This is a genomic window from Aquimarina sp. AU58, assembly GCF_900312745.1.
GTDB classification, from domain to species: Bacteria; Bacteroidota; Bacteroidia; order Flavobacteriales; family Flavobacteriaceae; genus Aquimarina; species Aquimarina spinulae.
On sequence record NZ_OMPD01000006.1, the window covers coordinates 161,623 to 183,543 of the forward strand.

At 32.7% G+C, this 21,921-nt stretch carries 19 protein-coding genes; 12 read left to right on the forward strand and 7 right to left on the reverse strand.

All coding sequences use genetic code 11. The annotated features are described in order from the left end of the window. Positions 1-278: 278 nt before the first annotated feature. The gene (gene chrA, locus DK441_RS02155; protein WP_109097268.1) at positions 279-1,409 is read right to left on the reverse strand and encodes a chromate efflux transporter; all 1,131 of its coding nucleotides are present in this window, start codon (positions 1,407-1,409) and stop codon (positions 279-281) included. Between the two features lie 269 nt (positions 1,410-1,678). On the opposite strand from chrA, the gene DK441_RS02160 reads away from it, so the two are divergent. From DK441_RS02160 to DK441_RS02185, 6 genes are all read left to right on the forward strand, one after another. Then, on the forward strand, positions 1,679-2,038 hold the full coding sequence (locus tag DK441_RS02160; protein ID WP_109097269.1) for a toxin-antitoxin system YwqK family antitoxin: 360 nt from the start codon (positions 1,679-1,681) through the stop codon (positions 2,036-2,038). 383 nt (positions 2,039-2,421) lie between these two features. Next, positions 2,422-5,232 carry a TonB-dependent receptor gene (locus DK441_RS02165; protein ID WP_109097270.1) on the forward strand — a complete coding sequence of 937 codons (2,811 nt, stop codon included), beginning with the start codon at positions 2,422-2,424 and terminating at the stop codon, positions 5,230-5,232. A gap of 41 nt (positions 5,233-5,273) precedes the next feature. Then, the gene (locus DK441_RS02170; protein ID WP_109097271.1) at positions 5,274-6,602 is read left to right on the forward strand and encodes a hypothetical protein; all 1,329 of its coding nucleotides are present in this window, start codon (positions 5,274-5,276) and stop codon (positions 6,600-6,602) included. Positions 6,603-7,120: 518 nt separating this feature from the next. Next, complete coding sequence (locus DK441_RS02175; RefSeq protein ID WP_109097272.1) at positions 7,121-9,886, forward strand: TonB-dependent receptor; 2,766 nt, start codon at positions 7,121-7,123, stop codon at positions 9,884-9,886. Positions 9,887-10,021: 135 nt separating this feature from the next. Further along, positions 10,022-11,239 carry a hypothetical protein gene (locus tag DK441_RS02180; RefSeq protein ID WP_109097273.1) on the forward strand — a complete coding sequence of 406 codons (1,218 nt, stop codon included), beginning with the start codon at positions 10,022-10,024 and terminating at the stop codon, positions 11,237-11,239. A 271-nt stretch (positions 11,240-11,510) separates the two neighbouring features. Next, entirely contained in the window at positions 11,511-12,338 is an 828-nt protein-coding gene (locus DK441_RS02185; protein ID WP_109097274.1) for a hypothetical protein, read from the forward strand. A gap of 65 nt (positions 12,339-12,403) precedes the next feature. Here the strand turns inward: DK441_RS02185 and DK441_RS02190 are convergent, their stop codons facing one another. Continuing rightward, positions 12,404-13,810, reverse strand: a complete 1,407-nt coding sequence (locus DK441_RS02190) for an MATE family efflux transporter (RefSeq protein WP_109097275.1) — start codon at positions 13,808-13,810, stop codon at positions 12,404-12,406. Positions 13,811-14,263: 453 nt separating this feature from the next. On the opposite strand from DK441_RS02190, the gene DK441_RS02195 reads away from it, so the two are divergent. The 5 genes from DK441_RS02195 (at position 14,264) to DK441_RS02215 (ending at position 17,791) form a co-directional block, all read left to right on the forward strand. Continuing rightward, positions 14,264-14,611 (forward strand): T9SS type A sorting domain-containing protein, encoded by a 348-nt coding sequence (locus DK441_RS02195; protein WP_109097276.1) that lies wholly within the window; start codon positions 14,264-14,266, stop codon positions 14,609-14,611. Positions 14,612-14,727: 116 nt separating this feature from the next. Next, the gene (locus DK441_RS02200; RefSeq protein ID WP_109097277.1) at positions 14,728-15,708 is read left to right on the forward strand and encodes an acyl transferase; all 981 of its coding nucleotides are present in this window, start codon (positions 14,728-14,730) and stop codon (positions 15,706-15,708) included. Between the two features lie 2 nt (positions 15,709-15,710). Next, complete coding sequence (locus tag DK441_RS02205; RefSeq protein WP_109097278.1) at positions 15,711-16,730, forward strand: hypothetical protein; 1,020 nt, start codon at positions 15,711-15,713, stop codon at positions 16,728-16,730. A 5-nt stretch (positions 16,731-16,735) separates the two neighbouring features. Further along, positions 16,736-17,254, forward strand: coding sequence for a DUF350 domain-containing protein (locus DK441_RS02210; RefSeq protein ID WP_025664381.1), 519 nt, complete (start codon positions 16,736-16,738; stop codon positions 17,252-17,254). 87 nt (positions 17,255-17,341) lie between these two features. Next, on the forward strand, positions 17,342-17,791 hold the full coding sequence (locus DK441_RS02215; RefSeq protein ID WP_109097279.1) for a YHS domain-containing (seleno)protein: 450 nt from the start codon (positions 17,342-17,344) through the stop codon (positions 17,789-17,791). A 161-nt stretch (positions 17,792-17,952) separates the two neighbouring features. On the opposite strand, the gene DK441_RS02220 is transcribed toward DK441_RS02215, so the two are convergent. Next, positions 17,953-18,225, reverse strand: a complete 273-nt coding sequence (locus tag DK441_RS02220; RefSeq protein WP_109097280.1) for an acylphosphatase — start codon at positions 18,223-18,225, stop codon at positions 17,953-17,955. A 130-nt stretch (positions 18,226-18,355) separates the two neighbouring features. Between DK441_RS02220 and DK441_RS02225 the strand changes: the two genes are divergently transcribed. After that, positions 18,356-19,195 carry a universal stress protein gene (locus DK441_RS02225; protein ID WP_109097281.1) on the forward strand — a complete coding sequence of 280 codons (840 nt, stop codon included), beginning with the start codon at positions 18,356-18,358 and terminating at the stop codon, positions 19,193-19,195. Positions 19,196-19,255: 60 nt separating this feature from the next. Here the strand turns inward: DK441_RS02225 and deoD are convergent, their stop codons facing one another. From deoD to DK441_RS02245, 4 genes are read right to left on the reverse strand one after another with little or no spacing between them, the layout of a single operon-like run. Next, positions 19,256-19,954 (reverse strand): purine-nucleoside phosphorylase, encoded by a 699-nt coding sequence (deoD, locus tag DK441_RS02230; protein WP_109097282.1) that lies wholly within the window; start codon positions 19,952-19,954, stop codon positions 19,256-19,258. 6 nt (positions 19,955-19,960) lie between these two features. Further along, positions 19,961-20,605, reverse strand: coding sequence for a deoxyribose-phosphate aldolase (gene deoC, locus DK441_RS02235; RefSeq protein ID WP_109097283.1), 645 nt, complete (start codon positions 20,603-20,605; stop codon positions 19,961-19,963). 2 nt (positions 20,606-20,607) lie between these two features. Then, positions 20,608-20,907, reverse strand: coding sequence for a thioredoxin (gene trxA / locus DK441_RS02240; RefSeq protein ID WP_025664375.1), 300 nt, complete (start codon positions 20,905-20,907; stop codon positions 20,608-20,610). A 60-nt stretch (positions 20,908-20,967) separates the two neighbouring features. Next, the gene (locus DK441_RS02245) at positions 20,968-21,855 is read right to left on the reverse strand and encodes an RsiV family protein (RefSeq protein WP_109097284.1); all 888 of its coding nucleotides are present in this window, start codon (positions 21,853-21,855) and stop codon (positions 20,968-20,970) included. Positions 21,856-21,921 lie beyond the last annotated feature (66 nt).

Here is a 21,921-nt window from a genome sequence, read left to right on the forward strand (position 1 = left end):
ATACTAGTTTTTGTCGCTTGCAAAGAACCTGTACCAATGTTAAGTTAATGTTAACTTAATGTTTTATAATGATTATATTAAGATGTTTTTTTTTAAGTATTTATGCAAAAACGAAAAAGGCTAACCGTTTTCGGTTAGCCCTGTATTTCAAAAATCTAAGTCGACAAAAACTAATATGATTTTTTGAAACTACAAATGTCGTCTTACGACTCGCCAAAAATATTTTATTTGGCGAGTTTTTATGTTACCAAAACTTTAAGCTATCGTTAAAAGTGGCTCTATATAAGACTTAACACGTACCCCAAAAGTGATCCTCCAAGTACAATCCACATGGGATTTACTTTCTTAAACCCAAAAATCATAATAACACCTATCAAAGCAATAAGTATTGCTTTCCAGTCGATTAAGGTATCTAAAGACATTGTAAACAATACCGATAACATGATAGAAACTGCAGCAATATTGACAGTGTCGAGAAAATAGCTAAGTATTTTGGATTTTCTCATTTTGGGTACTAATGGATTAAGAAGTAATACAAAAAGAAAAGAAGGAAGAAAGATTCCTAGTGTAGCTGCTATGGCTCCCCAAAATCCAGCTAATTGATAACCAATAAAGGTTGCGGTAGATAAAACAGGACCTGGTGTAAATTGACCAACTGCAATGGCATCTATCAATTCTGATCTTGTTAACCAGCCTTTTGTAACTAATTCTGCATCTAGATATGCAAATAAAACATAACCACTACCATATAATATAGCGCCAACTTTAAAAAATGTCCAAAGAACTTTTATAGAAGAAAGTTTAATAAAAGTAAATGTAGAAATTTTAAATATAAAGAATGGAGCAATGGATTTAGGTGAGGTATTTAGTTTAGATTTAAAATAAAAATATAGTGTTCCAAAAAGACCTGCGCTTAATAATGCAATAACTTCATTTACTCCCAATAAGCTAATAATTAGTACTAAAATTCCTATTATACCTAGCTCCCAGTTTTTTAATGCTTTTTTTCCTAATTTTAGAATTGCCAATAAAATAATAGCAAGTACAGCGGGTTTGATGCCAGAAATAAAAGGAGTTACTTCGGGTAACTGTCCATAAGAAGTATAAAACCAAGCCAACGCTCCTGTAATGACTACTGCAGGAAAAATAAAACAGGCTCCAGCAACAAATAGACCGGCAATTCCGGCACGCTCATGACCACAATGCATGGTCATCTCGGTAGAATTAGGACCAGGAATTAAGTTGGTGGCTCCGATAAGATCCAGAAAATGTTGTTTATCCATCCATTTTCTTTTATCAACTACTTCGTTTTCCATCATAGCGATATGTGCTGCCGGACCACCAAAAGCAAAACAACCTAGCTTAAAAAAAACAATAGCAACCTCAATAAGCCTTTTTTTGTTATTCATTTAAATATAATAGATCTATGAAATGACATAGAATAATTTAACGTCATCAAAAGTATAAATATAATACTGTTCATGATGACAAAAGTGAGATAGGATTGATGATTTTGAACATTACAGAGGTTTAATTTTTAGTATACTAAATGCATATAAATGAGTGGTTTATGAAATTAATGTTAATTTAATGTTACCGAAATGTTGTTTAAATGTAAAATAAATATTACTTTTATAATATAAGTCGACATCCCAAATAATCTAAAATATTTAAAATCATGAAAAAGATAATAGTAGCAATGGCCATTTTATTTTCGGCGACTGTAATGGCTCAGGATGTAAAACCTACTTTTGAAAAGCAAGGCGACCAGATTAAAGGTACATTTTATTTTGAAGATGGAACAGTAAGACAACAAGGTTTCTATAATAAAGAAGGTAAGCTTCATGGAGAATGGAAATCGTATGATGCTACAGGAAAGAAAATTGCCATGGGGCAATATGATAATGGAGTAAAAACAGGGAAATGGTTTTTCTGGAATGCAGATAAGTTATCAGAAGTAAATTATAATAAAAATCAAATCGCTGATGTAACGACCTGGTCAGGTAAAGACAATGTAGTTGTGAATTATAAAAACTAGATTTTACTATAAAAAAATAAACAAAAAAGACTTCCAATATGGAAGTCTTTTTTGTTTTCCAAAACTCTCAAAAAAGAATGATATCACTTCTATGATTTGATTTTTTAATCTAAGAAAGGTTTTATTTTTTTTTACATTACTAATTTGTTGTTTGTTTTCTTAACACTACAATGAATCTTTTTTATGAAGATTTTTTTTCACGTTAATTTCTTATTTACAGTAGTTTGTGTGTGGATCTAACACTGGATTAATATTGAGAAAACATTCTGTAAACAATGGTAGGTAACAATTTTCTAACATTAATATGACACATAATTAATTTTTGAATAACACACATTTAACACTGCCTGTCGTTCTTTGCCGGGAATTTCAGAACAAGTTAAATGAGAAAAATTGTTACACTTTTTGCGTTATTTTTTGTAGGAATACTCTTCGCGCAAGAAACCGGTTCGATTACCGGAACATTATTAGACAAGGAATCTAATAATCAACCTTTACCTTTTGCTAATGTATTAATTAAAGGAACAACTAAAGGAACGACTACAGATTTTGATGGTTTATATACTATTGAAAATCTGGAGCCAGGGACATATGTACTAGAGTTTAGTTTTGTAGGGTATGAAACTTTAGATATTAAAGATGTAATTGTAAAGCCAAACGAAACCACTACAGTTAATACTGCAATGGCAGCAAGTGCGGCTGCATTAGATGAGGTTGTAATTAAAACTACTACCAAAAAGGAATCTGAAGCAGCTATTTTATTAGAACAAAAAAATGCGGTGACTATTCAACAAAAGATAGGAGCGCAAGAACTTTCTAAAAAAGGAGTAAGTGATGTTGCTACAGGTTTAACTAAAGCAACTGGTATTTCTAGACAGAGTGATAAATTATATGTTCGTGGATTAGGAGATCGTTATAACAATGCCTATTTAAATGGACTGCCTATTCCGTCATTAAATCCAAAGTTAAAACTTATTGATCTTGGGATTTTTCCGACCGATATAGTTGAGAATTTAGGGATTTATAAAACGTATGCTCCAGATATATATGGTGATTTTGCAGGAGCAAGTGTAAATATCGATACCAAAGATCGACCGGGAAAAGGTTTTTTAGAAGTTGGTTTTAGTTCGGGAGTAAATTCTAATGCTGTTAGTAATGATTTTTTCTTACTTAATGGCGGGCAATACGATGAATGGGGATTAGATGATGGATCAAGAAGAGTTCCTGTTTTCTTAGATATTCCGAATTACAATTATAATAGTACAGAAATAGATTACTATCCTTTTGATACTTCCTTTAATCCGGTAAAAAGATTTAATGCTCCCGATGGAGGTATGAGTATAACCGGTGGTAAAACCTTTACAGTTGCAGAAGATCAGAAGTTAGATGTATTGGTTACCGCATCATTTGATCAAAACCATAGAACCGCTTTGGGAGGTAATCAGGCTGCTTTTAACTCTCAGGGAGAAAGTATTACTGGGATAGGAAATTTTAAGAATGTAGATCGATATGAGTATTTTACGAATACTACAGTATTAGGAAGTATAGGGTACCGATGGAACAGTAACAATAAGATTCTTGCAACTACCTTGTTTGTGAATGATACCGAAGATGAACTTAGAGAATTTACAGATGGTGTGAGTAGTGAAGATACAGATGTTGGTATTCGCCTTAGAAGAGGAACCTATGAGCAAAACAACCTATTTACACAACAACTTACCGGAGAACATAGATTTAGCGAAAGAAAGTACCAGTTAAATTGGGGATTTGCATATAATAAAGCAAAGGGCTTAATACCCGATAGACGTCAATTGGTGTTTACAGAATTGCAAAATGGAAACCTTGTTTTAGGAAACCGTACAAGTCCGGATTTAGCAAACAACCAACGTTTTTATCAGGAATTGAATGAAAATGATTATTCTGGAAAAGTTGATTTTGATATTAATTTTGGAAAGGATGAAGATGATAACTTTAAAAACAAATTAACTTTTGGATTGGCAGGAAGATCAAAAGACAGAGATTTTGAATCTAACCAGTTAAACTATAATCTTAATAGCCTTGTAAATCAAAATGTAGATTTTAATAATCCGGATGCATTACTAAATGAAACGAATTTTCTTAATGGAGAATATATTGTTTTAGAAAACCTTAATCCAACAAGAATTTACGAGGCAGATTTATCAACCATTGCGGGGTATGCGAATTTGCAATATGCGTTAACAGAGAAACTCACCTTCAATGGAGGTATTCGTGCAGAGTTGTTTGAACAAAATGTATTCTATAGAGAACAACAAGATTTAGAAACGTCTCCTTTCAAAACACAAAAGATTGACGAAACTTTTATTCTCCCTAGTATCAGCTTGAAATATGAATTAAACTCAACATCAAACCTTCGTTTTGCAGCCAGTAAAACGGTTACATTACCAAAATTTACAGAAATAGCACCTTTCTTAGATGAAGATGTTACCGAAGCTACTCTGGGAAATACTATTCTTAGTAATTCTGATAACTATAATGTAGATATCAAATGGGAACACTTTCCTGAGCAGACAGGTGAATTGGTAGCGGCTACATTATTTGGTAAATATATCGAAAACCCAATCGAAAAAGTGTTTGTAGCATCAGCTTCAAATGTAAACACATTTATCAATTCTGATAATGCTGTAATCTTTGGAGCAGAATTAGAATATAGAAAGAACCTGGGTAATCTTTTTAAAATAGAAGAAACAATCTGGAACAACCTAAACTTTGGTGTTAATACCACAATAATGTATACAAAGGTAGAGATTGACCCAACCATTACAACGTTTAATGGTTCTAATATTGCACCAACTAATGTAGAAAGACAATTACAAGGAGCTTCTCCTTTTCTGGTAAATGCAGATGTAGTGTATGCCAAAGAATTTGGTAATCATAAAATTACTTCAGCTTTAGATTTTAACATTTTCGGAGATAGAGTGTATTCTGCCGGAGGAAATGGAGTAGGAGATATTTTTGAAAAAGGATTTGGAGTACTAAACTTTAATTTCAAAGATGAGATCGGAAAGCATGTTGAAATAAGCCTTAAAGCTAAAAATTTATTAAACCCATCTATAGAACGATACCAGGATCAGGAAGACTTAGGTCAGGAGTTTACCACCTATAAATTTGATAACGGAATCAACTTTAGCCTTGGGGTTACTTTTAAACTTTAATTATAAACGGAAAACACAACTAAAATTAATCATTATATAAAATGAAAACTAAAAATTTACTTACGGGAATAGTAATCGGAACAGCAGTTTTATTTAGTGCTTGTACCATACAGGAAGATAATATCGGAGATATCACAATCAACCAGGGAGGTTCTGGTGGTGATACTTCTGGAACCGAAATATTAGAGGGCCAGATTACACAAAATGTTACATTAGAATCTAGTGAGGTATACGAGCTAAGAGGAGGTGTATCAGTGGTAGATGGAGTTACATTAACGATCGAAGCAGGTACAAAAATTATTGCAGGTGATGTCGGAGGAGTGTTCTCATATTTAGCTATCGAGCAAGGAGCAAAAATTATCGCAGAAGGTACTGCAGCACAACCTATCGTATTTACGTCTAATAAATCTACTCCTAATCCAGGAGATTGGGGAGGATTATTATTAGCGGGTAAAGCTCCTATCAATAGAGGTACTACAGCAACTACAGAAGTTGCAAACCTTACCTATGGAGGAACTGATCCGGCAGATAACTCAGGGATATTACGTTATGTGCGTTTAGAATATACAGGAGGAAAAATTAATGACGATGCAGAATATAACGGACTGTCGTTATATGGTGTTGGTAACGGGACCACTTTAGAATATATCCAGGCTTTTAATGGAAATGATGATGGAATAGAATTTTTTGGAGGAACTGTAAACTTAAAGTATGCAATTGTAACGGGTGCCGGAGATGATTCTTTTGACTGGACAGATGGATGGGTTGGAAACGGACAATTCTGGATTGCACAGCAAACTTCTGCCGCTGGAGATAAAGGAATCGAAGCAGATAATTTATCTTCTACGCCAGATGCAGCACCATTCTCTAATCCTACCTTATCTAATATCACACTAATCGGTGCAGAAGATGGTGATGGAGAAAATAAAGGAATTGAATTTAGAGCAGGAACCAAAGTAACGATGTACAATGCTATCATCAAAGCTTTCCCAGGAAAAGGAATTGAAGTTGATGATGATCAAACATTAATCAACCTTAATAATAATGAAGTAATTGTTAGAAATTCTATCATCGATAATGCAAAATCATTTGATTTAGATCATGGTGGTGCAACTGTTGATCTTGCAGATTTTGCAACTTTTAATAATTTTACTGTAGATGGTTCTGGTGCTCCTTTTAATAGTGCAGGTACTGCTATACCAACTGGTTTTGAAATTACTGGTTTCAGAGGGACGTATTCGTATACTACTGCTGTAGATGGTGTAGATAATTTTGATCCTTCTACACTAGGAGCATTCTTTGATGCTGCTAACTACGCAGGAGCACTACAAGAGGGTGATACCTGGACATCAGATTGGACTCGTCAATAATATAATATCCCATATTTTAAGTATTTGAATTGTAGAAGCTTGGCTAATCGCCAGGCTTCTTTTTTTTAGTTTATTTCAGAATAGATAATTTGTAAATTATTAATAATCAAGTTGAAGGATTAAAAACATAAAGAAAACTTACCTTGTTATCCTATATTTTGGTACCGTATTTTATCTTATTGTTAAGACAGATTCTGTGAATTTATCTGGTTTAACATCTTCATAACAATTCTCTAATAATTTATACAAAACAGATTTTGTATTACTATCGATATTCGAGACTCAAAAAAAGGTATAGATAAATAGCTCTCGATTGATGTAGGTAAACCTTATAATTCAGTGGTTTATTAATAGTTTAATAGTATAAGATTCTAGGTACAAATTCCCTGAAAACCCTACAGATTCCTCCTTTTTATTCATTTTTCTTACATCACAATCCCTTAAACTAACCATAATAGTGGGGTAAAGCTAATTACTGTAAAACCGTATTTATTTGTATCAGATTTTGAAAACACATAATGAGAAAAACATTTACAGTACTGGCACTATTTTTTATAGGAGCTATTTTTGCACAAGAAACCGGGACTATTGCCGGAAAATTATTAGATAAAGAATCAAACAATCAACCTCTTCCTTTTGCTAATGTAATTGTAGGAGGTACTGCCAAAGGAGCGTCTACAGATTTTGATGGATTATATGAGATTACCGGAGTTCCTGTAGGGACATATACGCTACAGTTTAGTTTTACAGGATATCAAACGGTAGAAATACCTAATGTAGTAGTAGAAGCAGATAAAGTAGCCGTGGTAGATGCTACTATGGGAGCTACAGCAGCAGCATTGGAAGAAGTTGTGATAAAAGTAGTTACCAACCGCGAACGCGAAGAAGCTCTTTTGATAGAGCAGAAAAATGCTGTTCAAATTGAACAAAAAATTGGTGCAGAAGAGCTTTCGCGAAAAGGAGTAAGCGATGCAACAGCTGCAGCTGCCAAAATATCAGGAGTAGCAAAACAAGAAGGTTCTAATAAAGTTTATGTTAGAGGACTTGGCGACAGATATAATAGCACAACCCTAAATAATCTTCCGTTACCATCAAACGATCCTAGATATAAAAATATTTCTTTAGACCTATTTCCTACAGATATTATACAGAATTTAGGGGTAAGTAAGGCCTTTTCCAATAACCAGAATGGAGACGTTGGAGGTGCGAATATAAATATTAACAGTAAGATTTTTGAAGGTAAAAGCGGTTTTAAAGTAAGTGTATCTAGCGGAGTAAATTCTCAGGCTGTAGAAAATAAAGACTTTAAAACAATAGATGGTGCTAACTGGATTGGAATAGCTGATCATACAGATCCAAAATTAACAGACTTAACAGTATATGCTTTTGATGATAATCTGGCACCAAATAAATCCGGAATTGTACCCTTAAATCTTGGTGTTTCTTTAGATTGGGGAAAGAAATATAATTTTGGAGACGAAAGCTCGCTATCTATGTTCTTAGTTGGTTCTTTTAGTAATGGATATAACTATAAAGATGGTAGTTCAATAAACTTTAACAACGATGGTACTTTTGGAAGTAGTTATACAAGTGCCGAAGAATTTGACTACTCTAATACCAAGGTGGCAATGGGTAATTTTAAATATAAAATAAATTTATCCAATGACATATCTTACAACACCTTTTTGGTACACTCAAATAGTCAAAAAGTTCAGGATTATTTAGGAACAAAACCAGATGTTGCAGATACCGATGGTGAACTTGCACGAGTAGTACAGCAAACTCAGAATCAAAACCTATTGTATGTTAATCAACTTATTTCAAAACATGAAATAGGGAAATCTTTTGATATTGATTTGGGGGTTTCTTATAACTTGGTAAAGAATGATGAGCCTAATAGGAAGAGAAATATTTTTATCATTAATACCGATGAGGATATAACTCGTTTGGCGTCTGGTACACCTAGAAATAACAGTCGTTATTATCATAATCTTAAAGAAGATGATCTTAATGCCAATGCAACAATAACAAAGTATTTTGGAGGAAGAGCGAAAGATGAAAATAAAGGAAAAATAACTCTTGCGTATAATTTTAGAAATACAACAAGGGATTTTGAAGCTATTTATTTCGATTATAATTTACCCAGTACTATAGTTATTGATCCTAACAATCTGGAAGCTACTTTAAACCAGGCAGCACTAGATAATGATGTCTTTAGGTTTACAACTGGTTTTGGTTTTGGAGAAAATGCTCTCGACCCTTTTACATATGATGCTAATAAGGCTATGAACATTGCTGCGTTAGGTGTCGATTACAAGTTTTCTGAAAAGTTTTACGCCAGTGTAGGAGGAAGATTTGAAGATGTAAAAATGGAGGTAGAATGGTTTACCAATCTTACTAATTCAGATAGAGATAATGGAGGGCCATTAAATATAGATGAAACTTATTTTCTTCCTTCTCTTAATCTGAAATATAATATCAACGAAAAAAATATACTTCGCCTCTCAGCAAGTCAGACCTATACATATCCTCAATTTAAGGAAGTAGCACCATTTGTGTATGAAGGGATTGATTATTTAGAATCTGGAAACCCCGAATTGAAACCATCTGATAACTATAATATCGATTTAAAATGGGAAATATACCCACAAAGTGATGAATTGATATCTGCTTCGGTATTTGGTAAACAAGTTAACGATGCGATCAATAGAATAGAACGAATATCTGCAGCCGATAGGAACTTCACATATGCTAATTTGGGAGATGCTACCATAGCAGGAATTGAAATTGAGGTTAAAAAGAACATATATAAAAATGAAACAGATGATGATAAATCTCAAAAATTAAGTGTTGGAGGAAATGCTACATATATGTATACAAATTTAGAATTCGAAGATACAGATAAACTTGAAGATCAGGGGATTCTTATTACGGGTAAAGATTCTGAATTAGAAGGAGCAGCGCCTCTTTTGATTAACAGTGATATCACGTATAGAAGTGTTAATGACAAGAAAGAGTTTTTGGCAACCTTGGTATTTGCATATCAAACCGATAAAGTATTTAGTATTGGGTCAAACTTCAATAATAATATTGTTCAAAAAGCTGTAGCAAATCTGGACTTTATTATGGAACGAAAGTTTAATGATCAAATAGGAATTAAATTCAAAGCCACTAACCTCTTAAATCCCAAAATTGAACAAATAAGGGATGTACCTCAAGAATTTGTTATGAGATCTTATCAAAGAGGAATAAATTTTTCACTAGGACTTAACTATAAATTTTAACATATAAAAAGCATTTTACCTTAAGATAAAATTAAAGTAAAATATATAACATATACATAATGAACCCTTTACTCTGAATTTAGATTCTATAGGGTTCTTTGTTAAGAATGAAATAATAACTCAAAAACAAACAAAATGAAAAAATTAAGGTTTTTACCAATATTAGTAATAGCAGCAACAATATTTTCTTGTTCTAGCGATGATGATTCTCCTGCACCAACTCCTTCTGAACCCACAAAAGATGGTACAATAGCTTCTCAGGATGATCCAGATTTAGATGAAGCAGACTTAAAAGGTAATATTACAGGTGATATTACTCTGGCAGCAAGTAAGACTTGGGTTCTTACTGGGTCATTAACTGTGAAATCAGGGCAGACTTTAACAATAGAAGCAGGAACAACTGTAAAAGCAAAAGCCGGAGGTACTGACGTATACTTAGCTGTTGAGCAAGGAGCAAAAATTGAAGCCAAAGGTACTGCAGCTGCTCCTATAAAATTTACTTCAGATGCAGCTAACCCAAGACCAGGTGACTGGGGAGGAATAGTAATTGCAGGAAAAACTCCAACTAACAAAGGAGCAACTGCTGAGTCTGAAGTTGCAGGACTTAACTATGGAGGTACTGATAACGCAGATAACTCAGGGACTCTTACTTATGTAATTGCAGAATATACAGGAGCCAAAATTAATGGAGATCAGGAGTTTAATGGAATTTCTTTATATACTGTAGGTACCGGAACAACAATCAATAACATTGCTATTTTCAACGGTGCAGATGATGGTATTGAGTTCTTTGGTGGAACTGTAAGTGTAGAGAATGTTCTTTGTGTGAATATCAAAGATGATATGTTTGATGGTACTCAAGGATATACAGGAACTTTAACCAATCTATTTGGAGTTAGAGAAAACGGATTTAATGACGCTACCGAGGATCCAAGAGGTATAGAATTTGATAGTAATGGTTCTAACAATGCTGCAACTCCGGTTTCTAAACCTACTTTCGAAAAAGTTACTGTATTAAACCTTTCTGAAATAACTCCATTAAAAGCTGGAGCAGAAATAAGAAGAGGTACAGAAGCTACTATTAATAACGCTTTCTTTGGAACAGTTGGTAAAGCTTCTTTTGGAAACAGAGTAGATACAGATGATAAGAAAGGAAATGGTTCAGTTACTTTTACAAATGCTATACAACAAGGTGATGTAGGTGATGATAAAGTTGGAGGTACGATTACGGGTACTTTTACTACAGATAACGATGCTATTACTGTAGCTGCCGATGGTACTGTAACAGTAAAAGCTGGAGTTGGTGCAGATTTCTCAAAATTTGCTTGGACCAACTATACTGTAAAAGAATAATAATTACAATAGATTAGCCACATTATAGAAACACCCTCAAAACATGAGGGTGTTTTTTTGTGAAAATTTTATTATTTGAAAACTTTAAATGAACTCTTAGATAAAATCTAATACTTAATTGATGAATAAATTAAATATTTGAATGCCAGTGTTATCAAAACTTTTTCTCTGTTAAAAAATAGTAAATTAACAACCAAGTACGTGAAAACCTCAGCATGACCAGCTGAACTTTAAAGTAATTTCGTAATGTAACTTTTAAAATCTAATTATTATGATAAAAATTATTTTACTTTTATTTTTATCAAACACATTACTTATAAACGCTCAATTTGACCTGAAAAACTTATCTATTATCTCAAGCGGTAATTCGCTTAATAGATATGACAGAATTTATTTTGATTTTGATTTAAAAGGTAACTTCACGGAAAGAATTTATTATAGATTATATGAAAACTCAGAATCTCGACAAAACTTGGTAACATCAGGAAGAATAAACTCTGAGGATGATACAGTTAATTACCCTAGTTGGACAACTATAAATTTTTGGAGTTTAGTAATTAAAGATAATGGTGTGAATTTGAATAACCCTTTATTTCTTGTCTTAGAATATAACGGGATTAGAAGAGTAGCCTCAAATAGATATAGAATATATAGAACAAATCTTCTTGGTGACGATAGATCAGAAGCTATAACTTCAATTTGCAATGGTATATCAAACCCAAGTACTTTAAGGAACAAAGGCAGATATCCCTTAGAAATTGGTACTATGCAATATACAGTAACAAGTGTGTTTGGTCAAAGTTTTAGAAGATATGACCAAGTAATTTCAGAAGTAACTTCACATAAAACAATTGAGGAATTAAAGAGAGGGTCAAAGCCTGCGGCAAAAATTTCTTATTCATGTCCAGGTAGAACAAATATTGCATTAGAAAGCTCTCAACGTTTACCTTACTTGATTCAGATTTGTAAATTTGATGGAACTTTTTACTCTAGACATAATATAAAAAATGAATTTGAAGAAAAAGAAATCATAAATCGATTACCTAAAGGATTATATATTATCAAAAATGGTACAGAAACCTATAAGGTAGTCAAATAACTTCCAGATTTACTAACAGATAAAGCCCCATAAAATTTGTTTTACGGGGCTTATTCTATAGTTAACTATACTTTTACTTCTTTCCATTTCCCTTTTTTAAACCAGATAATGCCAATCACCGCGATTAAAACTTCGGCAAAGGTAATGGCAAGAAATACACCCATTGCCCCCCAATTCAAGATTAAGGCTGCCAGGTACGCAAAAGGTAACTGAAATACCCAGAAGCAAAAGAAATTAATGACAGTAGGAGTCTTGGTATCACCTGCTCCGTTAAAAGATTGTATGATCACCATTCCATAAGCATAGAATACATATCCCGCAGCAATTACACGTAAACTTAAAGCTCCATATTCTATGATTAAGGCTTCATCACTAAAGATTCTTATAATTGCTTCTGCAAATACGAGATAAAATATGGATACAATAGCCATAAAATAGGCATTGTATTTTCCTGTTTTCCAAACCGATTGCTCGGCACGTTCTGGCTTTGCAGCACCTAAGTTTTGACCTACTAATGTAGCCGCAGCATTGCTCATTCCCCAAGAAGGCATAAGTGTAAACATTAATACTCTAATAGTTATAGTATACCCCGCCAGTACTTCACTACCAAATTCAGCCATAATTCGCATCAAGAATACCCAGCTAGATGTTCCAATAATAAATTGTCCAATCCCTCCCAAAGAGACCTTAACAAGATTAAGCATAATTCCTGCTCTAAAAACAATATCTTTAAAAGCCACCTTGATCTTACTCCAACCATAAAAAAGAATTAGCAACTGAAATATTACGGCGCTACCTCTACCTATAGTTGTAGCAATTGCTGCTCCCTGTACACCAAAAGCAGGAACAGGACCAAACCCGAAAATAAAAACCGGATCTAGAATGATATTTAATAGATTAGAAAAGATTAATACTCGCATTGCTACAGAAGCATCACCCGCACCTCTAAATACGGCATTGATTAAAAACAGAAGCATTATAGTCACGTTTCCGCCTAATAATACTTGAGTGTAGCCATATCCATCTGCGATAAGATCTGGTTCGGCCCCCATGAGTCCAAGTATTTCTTTCGGAAAAATGATACCTATACCACTAATTATAGCGGCAATTACTATCCCTAAAAGGATAGATTGTATTGCTGTCTGAGAGGCACCACTAATATCTTTTTCACCCACTCTGCGAGCAACAATTGCAGTAACTCCCATACTAAGTCCAATAGCAATAGCATATACCAGGGTAAGTACAGATTCTGTTAATCCTACTGTAGCAATAGCATTGGCCCCAAGACTAGAAACGTAGTAAGCATCTACAAGAAAAAAGATAGATTCCATCATCATTTCCAGAACCATAGGTACAGAAAGCATGAAAACTGCTCTGCGAATACTCCCCGAAGTGAATTCTTGTTCTTTACCAGTTAGTGCAATTTTGAAATATGAAAATATACGGGTAAGTGTAAGTTTTTTTTGAGTCATTATAATAAGAATTACGAATTGAAAATATAAATAAAGAAGTGCTAAAGAAGGAATCCTTAGCTTTTAAATCGAGTGGTCTCTATGTGCACAATTATGTACATAATTCTTTTATAACTTCATAATGAAACAAATATCAGGCATTATTTTTGATTTACAAAATTTAAATTTGAATTCATTTTGATTTTTTTGATAGTAAGAATTTTGAATTCTTAACCCTAGTAATGATATCTTTTTAAAAAAGTATAACCATAGTTGCAGTATAAAAAAGATAAAATTAAGAGTGAAAATGATAAATTTGCCGATAAGAATAAAATCAAGATGCGTAATGAGTGAAAACCGTAACTTGTATACAGAACTACCATTAAATCTGGGTTTTATACATAAGTAAGCTAATAATTTGTAATGTTTTTAATTTTAATGTTGTATATTTATTGCCCCAAAATAAATTTTTATATGAAAAAAATCTACTTGCTGCTTATATGTATTAGTCTTATCTGCTTTTCCTTTGCTCCAGGAATCCAAGCACAGTCTGATATAGCCGAAACACAAGATTCGAAGAGCATAAAAATCGAAGGATTGCGTTTGTTCCCCAATCCAGCACCTGCTGGAAGTGTATTATACATTACCTCTACTAAAAACCTCACAAAAACAGTTTCAATTTTTACAGTTTTAGGAGAAAAAGTGCTTTTTAAAGTTTTAATTGGTAGAGAATTAGATATTACCCATTTAAACCCTGGTGTATATGTGATTAAAGTTACCGAAGGTGATTTAAAAGCTACTAAGAAACTTATTATTAAATAATTTTTGATTAAAATACTTTCTTTTTAGTCCTCTTGTTTTTTATAATCTAAAAAAACAAGACTAAAAAGACGCTCTTTTTTATACCTTTGTTTTACAAAATTTGTTGAACAAATCTTATGCAGGCTGATACTATTTTTTCTATTCAAAACAACACAGATTTTGAGAGATCGGCCCTACATGTTTTTAGACATCAATACAGCAACAACATAACATATCAGAGGTTTTGTAATCTTCTGGGAATAGCAAAAACTTCGGTAAAATGTATTGATGATATTCCATATTTGCCAATCCAATTCTTTAAACAAGAGAAAATTGTAAGCACTAGAGCTTCAATACATAAAATTTTTACCAGTAGTGGTACAACAGGTAATGTGACTAGCAAACATTATGTTAGTGATCTTACTGTGTATGAAAGAAGTTTTAGAAAAGGATTTCAATATTTCTATGGTGATATTACTGATTATATAGTATTTGCATTACTACCTTCTTATTTAGAAAGAGATGGCTCTTCTTTGGTATATATGGCCGAAAAATTGATCAATGATAGTAATCATCCCGAAAGTGGGTTTTATTTGCATGATACTAAAAAATTGATAGAAACCCTTCGCCAACTTATTGCAGAAGATAAAAAAATACTACTTCTGGGAGTTTCGTTTGCTTTATTGGATCTTGTTGAGAATTATGATGTACGATTAAATGAGGCATCAATAATTATGGAAACTGGTGGTATGAAAGGTCGCAGAAAAGAAATGATTCGCGAAGAATTACATAAGGTTCTTAAAAATGGTTTTGGAGTTTCTCAAATTCATAGCGAATATGGGATGACAGAATTATTGTCGCAAGCCTATTCTAAAAAAGATGGACTTTTTTACTGCCCTCCCTGGATGAAAATTTCGATCAGAAACCCTGAAGACGCTTTAACTCAATTAGAAGTTAATAAAACAGGAGGTATAAATGTTATAGACCTGGCAAATATAAATTCATGTTCTTTTATCGCTACTCAGGATTTAGGTAAAACGTATCCCGATGGAAGTTTCGAAATTATTGGTAGATTTGATCATAGTGATATAAGAGGCTGTAATTTAATGGCACTATAAATATGGCAATTAAAAAGAAATTAGGTTGTTTTTCGTTTCCAGCGATCATATTAATCTCTTTGGTGAGCAGTAGTGTTGTACAAGCTTTTTTCTCTATTTCTTTATTCTGGGCTTTTGCATTAGTGCTATTATTACTTTCCTGGTTATTAGGAAAATTAGATAGTAATCAAAAAAGATTTCAATGGCGTTATATAGTGTACAGTACTTTTGTTTTGGGATCTATACTAGGATTACGACATATGTTGGATGCTATTCCAATATCTATAGAAAGCCAAAAATCTGATATTTCAGAATATATTTATCGAGAGAAAGCTCTGGAAGAGGGGGATTCTATAGTACTATTACGGCAGAACCGACAATGGACAGATAATTATGGCAACACTTTTAAAGGAAAGTTTTCGGTTCGGGAAAAGGATTATTTTTCTTCTAGAAAAGAATATTTTAATACAGTACAAAAACATAAACAGCAATCTTGGGGTAAGTTGTATCAATATCTTGCAACTTCTGATACGCCAAGACTAGATTTAATTCTTAAAGAACTTACTGCTATTAAAAACTCAAACAAACTAAATCAATTTGAGTTTGCAGAAATGGTAGTGACTTTTATACAAGATATTCCGTATTCTTTTGTTTTTGAAAATGATTGTGAATCTCCAGAAAAATATGAAGAATCTATTCGCGTGATATTAGAAGAGTGTTCTGATTGTTGTATTGGTAATATTCCTTTCGGAATCCAAAATCCTGTAGGTTTTATGGGAAATCTAAAAGGAGATTGTGATACCAGAACTGTAATTATTTATGCTATTCTTAGTCATTTTGGGTATGATGTAGCTATTCTTAATAGCGACTATTATAAGCACTCTGTTCTTGGGTTACACATTCCGGCAAAAGGAATATATAAAGTGCAGAATGGGAAACGATATTATTTGTGGGAGACCACAAATAAACATTTTACCATTGGCACATTACCCAAAAATTTTGGTAACGTAAATCATTGGTATATTGTACTAACTAACACCTAAAACTCATGCAAACGAAACTATTAACCCTTGCTTTTATAGAAATAGTACTTGCTATTGTCGTTTCTGTACTCATACTGTTTATTTCTTTTAAAATCTTGCAAAGAGTATTTTTTAAGAATATCTCCTTTAGAGAAGATAATATGGCTTTTTCTGTTTTTGCAGCAGGAATTATTTTGTCGATAGGTATGATTCTGGGAGAGATTATCCCATCGATAACAAATATGATTCGACTATCGATGTCTGGAGAAAATGAAATCATGCTCGGAGAAATTATTCAATATTCTGGCTTGTATCTATGTATCGGATTTATATTTGCCTTGCTTATTAATACTTCGGTTTTTTTACTTTTTTCTGCCCTTACCAAGGGTGTAAATGAGTTTAAGGATATTCAACAAAATAATGTAGCTTCTGCTGTAGTAGTTACCGCTACATTGTTATCCATTACCCTAATAGCAAAAGATAGTATTAGTCTATTGATTAGTGCTCTTATACCGTATCCGGAAACTACTAATTTTCTGCTATAATAGCTTAATTACCTTATAATTATGTTAAAAGTGTAATGATTAAGTTTTTTTACGACTTAATGTGTGAGAGCGTAATAAAACGAATACATGAAACCATACATAGCCATACTATTCTTTGTTTTTATAGCAACTATAAGTGCTCAACAAGTAGATTATAATACGAATAAAGATTTTGTAGCAGAGGGATATGATGTAACAGAATACTTTAATAACAAAGCAGTTAAAGGGAACAGTAAATTTATAGCAACTCATGATAAAGTAAACTACAAATTTGCAAATCAGGAAAATCTAGAGAAGTTTAAAAATAATCCAGATAGATATGTTCCACAATATGGAGGATATTGCGCTTATGCTGTAGCAGTGAATAGTGAAAAAGTAGATATAAACCCTAAAACCTTTGAAGTAAGAGATGGTAAATTATATCTGTTTTATAATTCATGGGGAATTAATACACTGGATAAATGGATAAAAGAGGATGCTCCAAAGTTGCAAAAGAAAGCAGATACGAATTGGCAAAAAATTAAAATAAAAAAGTAATGCAGTTTTATTGAGCTGCATGTAATGCTAAGTTTTTTCAATAATTGATTGGTTAGTTGACAAAGCCTGCTAGGAGGAGACTCTGGTAGGCTTTGTTGTTTTATACATTTTATTTATGGTAAATAATTTAAAATACTCCTATTGAAGAATTGTAAACTTAGCTAGCGCAAAATATCAAAGCTTTTAAAAAGTTGCAATTCACCTTCTTCAAAAAAAACAGTATCCACTTTTGCAAATTCTGGGCCTATAGCACACCATTCTAATAAGAGGTTAAGTTGGTTTTTATCTCCTTCGGCTTCTATGTAGACGTTTCCGTTAGGTAGGTTTCTTACGTTTCCTGTAATTTGGAGCACTATGGCTTTTTCCTGGGTGCTTTTTCGATACCAAACTCCCTGAACTTTTCCTTTTACTGTAATGTTATAATGTTTTTGCATTGTCTGTGGTAGTATTTAAAGATACTATAAAAATTATTTTAAGACATGTTATGTATTGTATTGATATGATAATTATCATTTTAATTGGCAATAACATCTTCTAATTTTGATAGTATAAAAACAGATAATCATGAAAAAAATTCTTGTACCCGTAGACTTTTCAGAATATTCAGAATACGCATTACAGGTTGCGGCATTATTAGCGAAACAACAAAATGCTGAAATCATAGTATTGCATATGCTGGGATTGTCTGAAGCCGTATTAATTAAAAATGAAACTCAGGAGGCAAATGAAGCGATGTATTATATGAAACTCGCCGAAAAAAGGTTTAACACTTTTCTAGACAAAGAATACCTAAAAGGTATTAAAATTACAGAGACTGTACAAAACTATAAGATTTTTAGCGAAATTAATGAAGTTGCCCATGAAAATGAAGCAGACCTAATTGTTATGGGGTCTCATGGTGTTAGCGGTTTACGAGAAGAGGTGTTTATAGGATCAAATACAGAAAAAGTAGTACGTACATCCGACATCCCTGTATTAGTAATAAAGAACCCTGTAGATAACTTTGCTTTAAAAGAAATTGTATTTGCTTGTGATTTTAAGATAGAAAATATTAAAGCATATCATAATGCGATGAAGTTATTTAATGCTCTGGATGCTAATATACATTTGCTATATGTTAATCTACCAGGAGAACAATTTAGAAGTTCGGATCAAATAGAAGAAAGAGTAAAAGAATTTCTTTTTAAAGCAGATTCTGGTAATCTGGATATGTATGATAAGGTAACCTACTTTAATGACTACAGTGTAGAAAGCGGAGTTTTTAATTATAGTAAAAAGATAAATGCAGATATCATTGCGATTCCGACCCATGGTCGTCGTGGTTTGGCACATTTCTTTAATGGAAGTATAGGCGAGGATATTGCAAACCATGCAAACAAGCCTGTGATCACATTTAAAATATAAATCAAAAAAACCTCACAGGCTTAAGCCTGTGAGGTAACTATTGCTATATTATAAAGTATTTTAAAGAGTTCCTAGAGCAATTTCAACCATTTTATTAAAAGTAGTTGCTCTTTCTTCTGAAGAAGTTTTTTCTCCTGTGACTAATGAATCAGATATCGTTAAAATGGCTAAGGCTTTAACATTATGTTTTGCAGCAATAGTATACAATCCAGCTGTTTCCATTTCGACACAAAGCACTCCAAATTCTGCCCAACGCTTATATGAATTAGGATCATCTTCGTAGAATTCATCAGAGGATAATACATTTCCGGCTTTAATAGGAATGTTATTATCTTTTGCATATTGTATTGCTTTCATAAATAATTCAAAATCTACAGTAGGAGCGTAGTCCGAATTTATAAATCGGGCAGTATTGATATTCGAAGTAGAAGAAGCGGCCATTGCAATAACAATATCTTTAAGCTTAATATCTTTTTGATATGAACCTGCTGAGCCCACGCGAATTAAATTCTTAACCCCATAGTCATTAATAAGCTCATGACTGTAAATTAGAGCAGAAGGAATCCCCATTCCGGTTCCTTGTACAGAGACGGGTTTGCCTTTGTAACTTCCGGTATACCCAAGCATTCCTCTAACTTCATTATAACAGATCGGATCGTCGAGAAAGGTTTGTGCAATCCATTTTGCACGCATAGGATCTCCTGGTAATAAGACGGTTTCTGCTATGTCTCCCGGTTGTGCTGCAATATGTAAACTCATCTTGTTTTATTTTGAAGTTACTATAGTGATTCCAGATGAGGTGCCTATTCTGGATACACCTAAATCAATATATTGTTTTGCTGTTTCTGCATCCCTGATTCCTCCAGAAGCTTTTATTTGTATTGCATTTTTTACTTCATTTTTCATAAGTTGTACATCGTCTATAGTGGCACCGCCAGTGCCAAAACCTGTTGATGTTTTTATAAAATCTGCCCCAGCATTAAGGGATAATTGGCAGGCGATTTTTTTTTCTTCGTCTGTGAGATAGCAGTTTTCAAAAATTACCTTTAAAACATGCTTTCCAATCGCTTTTTTTATTGCTTTTATTTCTTCTTCTACGATTTTATAATATCCAGATTTTAATAGTCCGATATTAAGTACCATATCAATTTCATTTGCCCCTTCATCAATGCATTGTTGTGCTTCGTATATTTTTGCTTTGGTGATGGTAGCTCCCAAAGGAAAGCCTATTACAGCAGCTATATTAACGTCTGTGTGCATTAATTCACTCTCTGCCAAACCAACATAATAACTGTTCACACAAACTGCATAAAAATGATGTTCTTTTGCTTCTGCACAGAGTTTTTTAATATCTTCAACTGTAGCATTGGCTTTTAATAATGTGTGATCTATATATGTATTGAGTGCCATGGTTATTGGTGTGAATTTATTATGCCAAGCAAATCATTTTTTTGCAATACTCCGGATTGTCTCCAAAGTTGTTTGCCATCTTTAAACAAAATCATTGTAGGAACACCACGAACCTGATATTTTGATGCCAAAGGTTGATTTTTATCTACATCTATCTTTACAATCTTGATGGCATCTCCTAGTTCATCTTTAACCTCTTTAAGAATAGGAGCAAGCATTTTACAGGGGCCGCACCAATCTGCAAAAAAATCTACTAACACAGGTGTTTTTGATTCTATGATATTGTTAAAACTACTTTTCATCTATTCTCTTTTACTTGCTAAGTTATAATAATGAGCCGAGAAAATTTTTAATTAAAGAAATTAACTTACTATCGGACGGTCATTATATTTTTTGATAAGATGCATTATGTCTTTAATGGGGATTTCTATAGAATATGTCCCCGTATACGAAGGACAAATAACACAATCATCAAAATAAAATTCTACGGTATCATCATTTACCACAAAATTGTTTTTATAAGCTTTAAAATCCCCTTTTGAAAGCTCCCAACAATCATAATACAATTCTCCAGAGCTAATACCGTCCTTTATAATTGTATTTATAGTAGTAAACACTTCTTCTTCTGTGCCAGTTTCAAAGAAATCATCAAAATAAATGAAATCATGTTTCTTAAGGTCAAAGTTTACACAATCAAAGAGATATGTAGAATATAGCATTCCAGAATAATAATTCTCTTTGTAAAGGACAACACTAATACGATCACTTTTTACGCTATAGATTTTATAATCAATAATTCTTTTATCTCTAAACCTATTAATTTTTAAGGTATCACAAAGTAACTCTTTGTCTTCAAGAATTTGATTTTCGGTTTTTTCAATATTCAGATAGTTTTCTGAAATAAAATCATTAAATACCGAGTATAAAGGATCAATTTTCTCATTTAGGTAAGGGTATTGGTAATCTAAAACATAAAGATCCTCTTCTTTTAAGAAACTTTTAGAAACTACTAATTCTTGTAATTGAGTTTTATCATCTTTGGCAGTGATTAATCGTTCTCTTTTTATGGCTTTTGTTTTTTCCTGATCTAGCTCCAGGCTTTCTTCAGAAAAAACAGATACAGTATCTTCTGCTTTTTGTTCTGTATGTTGTTGTTCAGTTTCTTTTTGCTCTGATGATTTTTGAATAGGCGTTTGTTTTTTACAAGCGATGAAACTTAAAAAAACAATACAAGCGATAAGAGTTTTCATACGAAAGTTTTTAGTTCCTATAAAAGTAAGATAGCGAACCGTCAAAAAATATGATATTGATCAGCT

Coding starts and splice junctions, on each gene's coding strand:
- chrA (WP_109097268.1), bottom strand. CDS start 1,409: ATGAATAACAAAAAAAGGCTTATTGAGGTTGCTATTGTTTTTTTTAAG.
- DK441_RS02160 (WP_109097269.1), top strand. CDS start 1,679: ATGAAAAAGATAATAGTAGCAATGGCCATTTTATTTTCGGCGACTGTA.
- DK441_RS02165 (WP_109097270.1), top strand. CDS start 2,422: ATGAGAAAAATTGTTACACTTTTTGCGTTATTTTTTGTAGGAATACTC.
- DK441_RS02170 (WP_109097271.1), top strand. CDS start 5,274: ATGAAAACTAAAAATTTACTTACGGGAATAGTAATCGGAACAGCAGTT.
- DK441_RS02175 (WP_109097272.1), top strand. CDS start 7,121: ATGAGAAAAACATTTACAGTACTGGCACTATTTTTTATAGGAGCTATT.
- DK441_RS02180 (WP_109097273.1), top strand. CDS start 10,022: ATGAAAAAATTAAGGTTTTTACCAATATTAGTAATAGCAGCAACAATA.
- DK441_RS02185 (WP_109097274.1), top strand. CDS start 11,511: ATGATAAAAATTATTTTACTTTTATTTTTATCAAACACATTACTTATA.
- DK441_RS02190 (WP_109097275.1), bottom strand. CDS start 13,810: ATGACTCAAAAAAAACTTACACTTACCCGTATATTTTCATATTTCAAA.
- DK441_RS02195 (WP_109097276.1), top strand. CDS start 14,264: ATGAAAAAAATCTACTTGCTGCTTATATGTATTAGTCTTATCTGCTTT.
- DK441_RS02200 (WP_109097277.1), top strand. CDS start 14,728: ATGCAGGCTGATACTATTTTTTCTATTCAAAACAACACAGATTTTGAG.
- DK441_RS02205 (WP_109097278.1), top strand. CDS start 15,711: ATGGCAATTAAAAAGAAATTAGGTTGTTTTTCGTTTCCAGCGATCATA.
- DK441_RS02210 (WP_025664381.1), top strand. CDS start 16,736: ATGCAAACGAAACTATTAACCCTTGCTTTTATAGAAATAGTACTTGCT.
- DK441_RS02215 (WP_109097279.1), top strand. CDS start 17,342: ATGAAACCATACATAGCCATACTATTCTTTGTTTTTATAGCAACTATA.
- DK441_RS02220 (WP_109097280.1), bottom strand. CDS start 18,225: ATGCAAAAACATTATAACATTACAGTAAAAGGAAAAGTTCAGGGAGTT.
- DK441_RS02225 (WP_109097281.1), top strand. CDS start 18,356: ATGAAAAAAATTCTTGTACCCGTAGACTTTTCAGAATATTCAGAATAC.
- deoD (WP_109097282.1), bottom strand. CDS start 19,954: ATGAGTTTACATATTGCAGCACAACCGGGAGACATAGCAGAAACCGTC.
- deoC (WP_109097283.1), bottom strand. CDS start 20,605: ATGGCACTCAATACATATATAGATCACACATTATTAAAAGCCAATGCT.
- trxA (WP_025664375.1), bottom strand. CDS start 20,907: ATGAAAAGTAGTTTTAACAATATCATAGAATCAAAAACACCTGTGTTA.
- DK441_RS02245 (WP_109097284.1), bottom strand. CDS start 21,855: ATGAAAACTCTTATCGCTTGTATTGTTTTTTTAAGTTTCATCGCTTGT.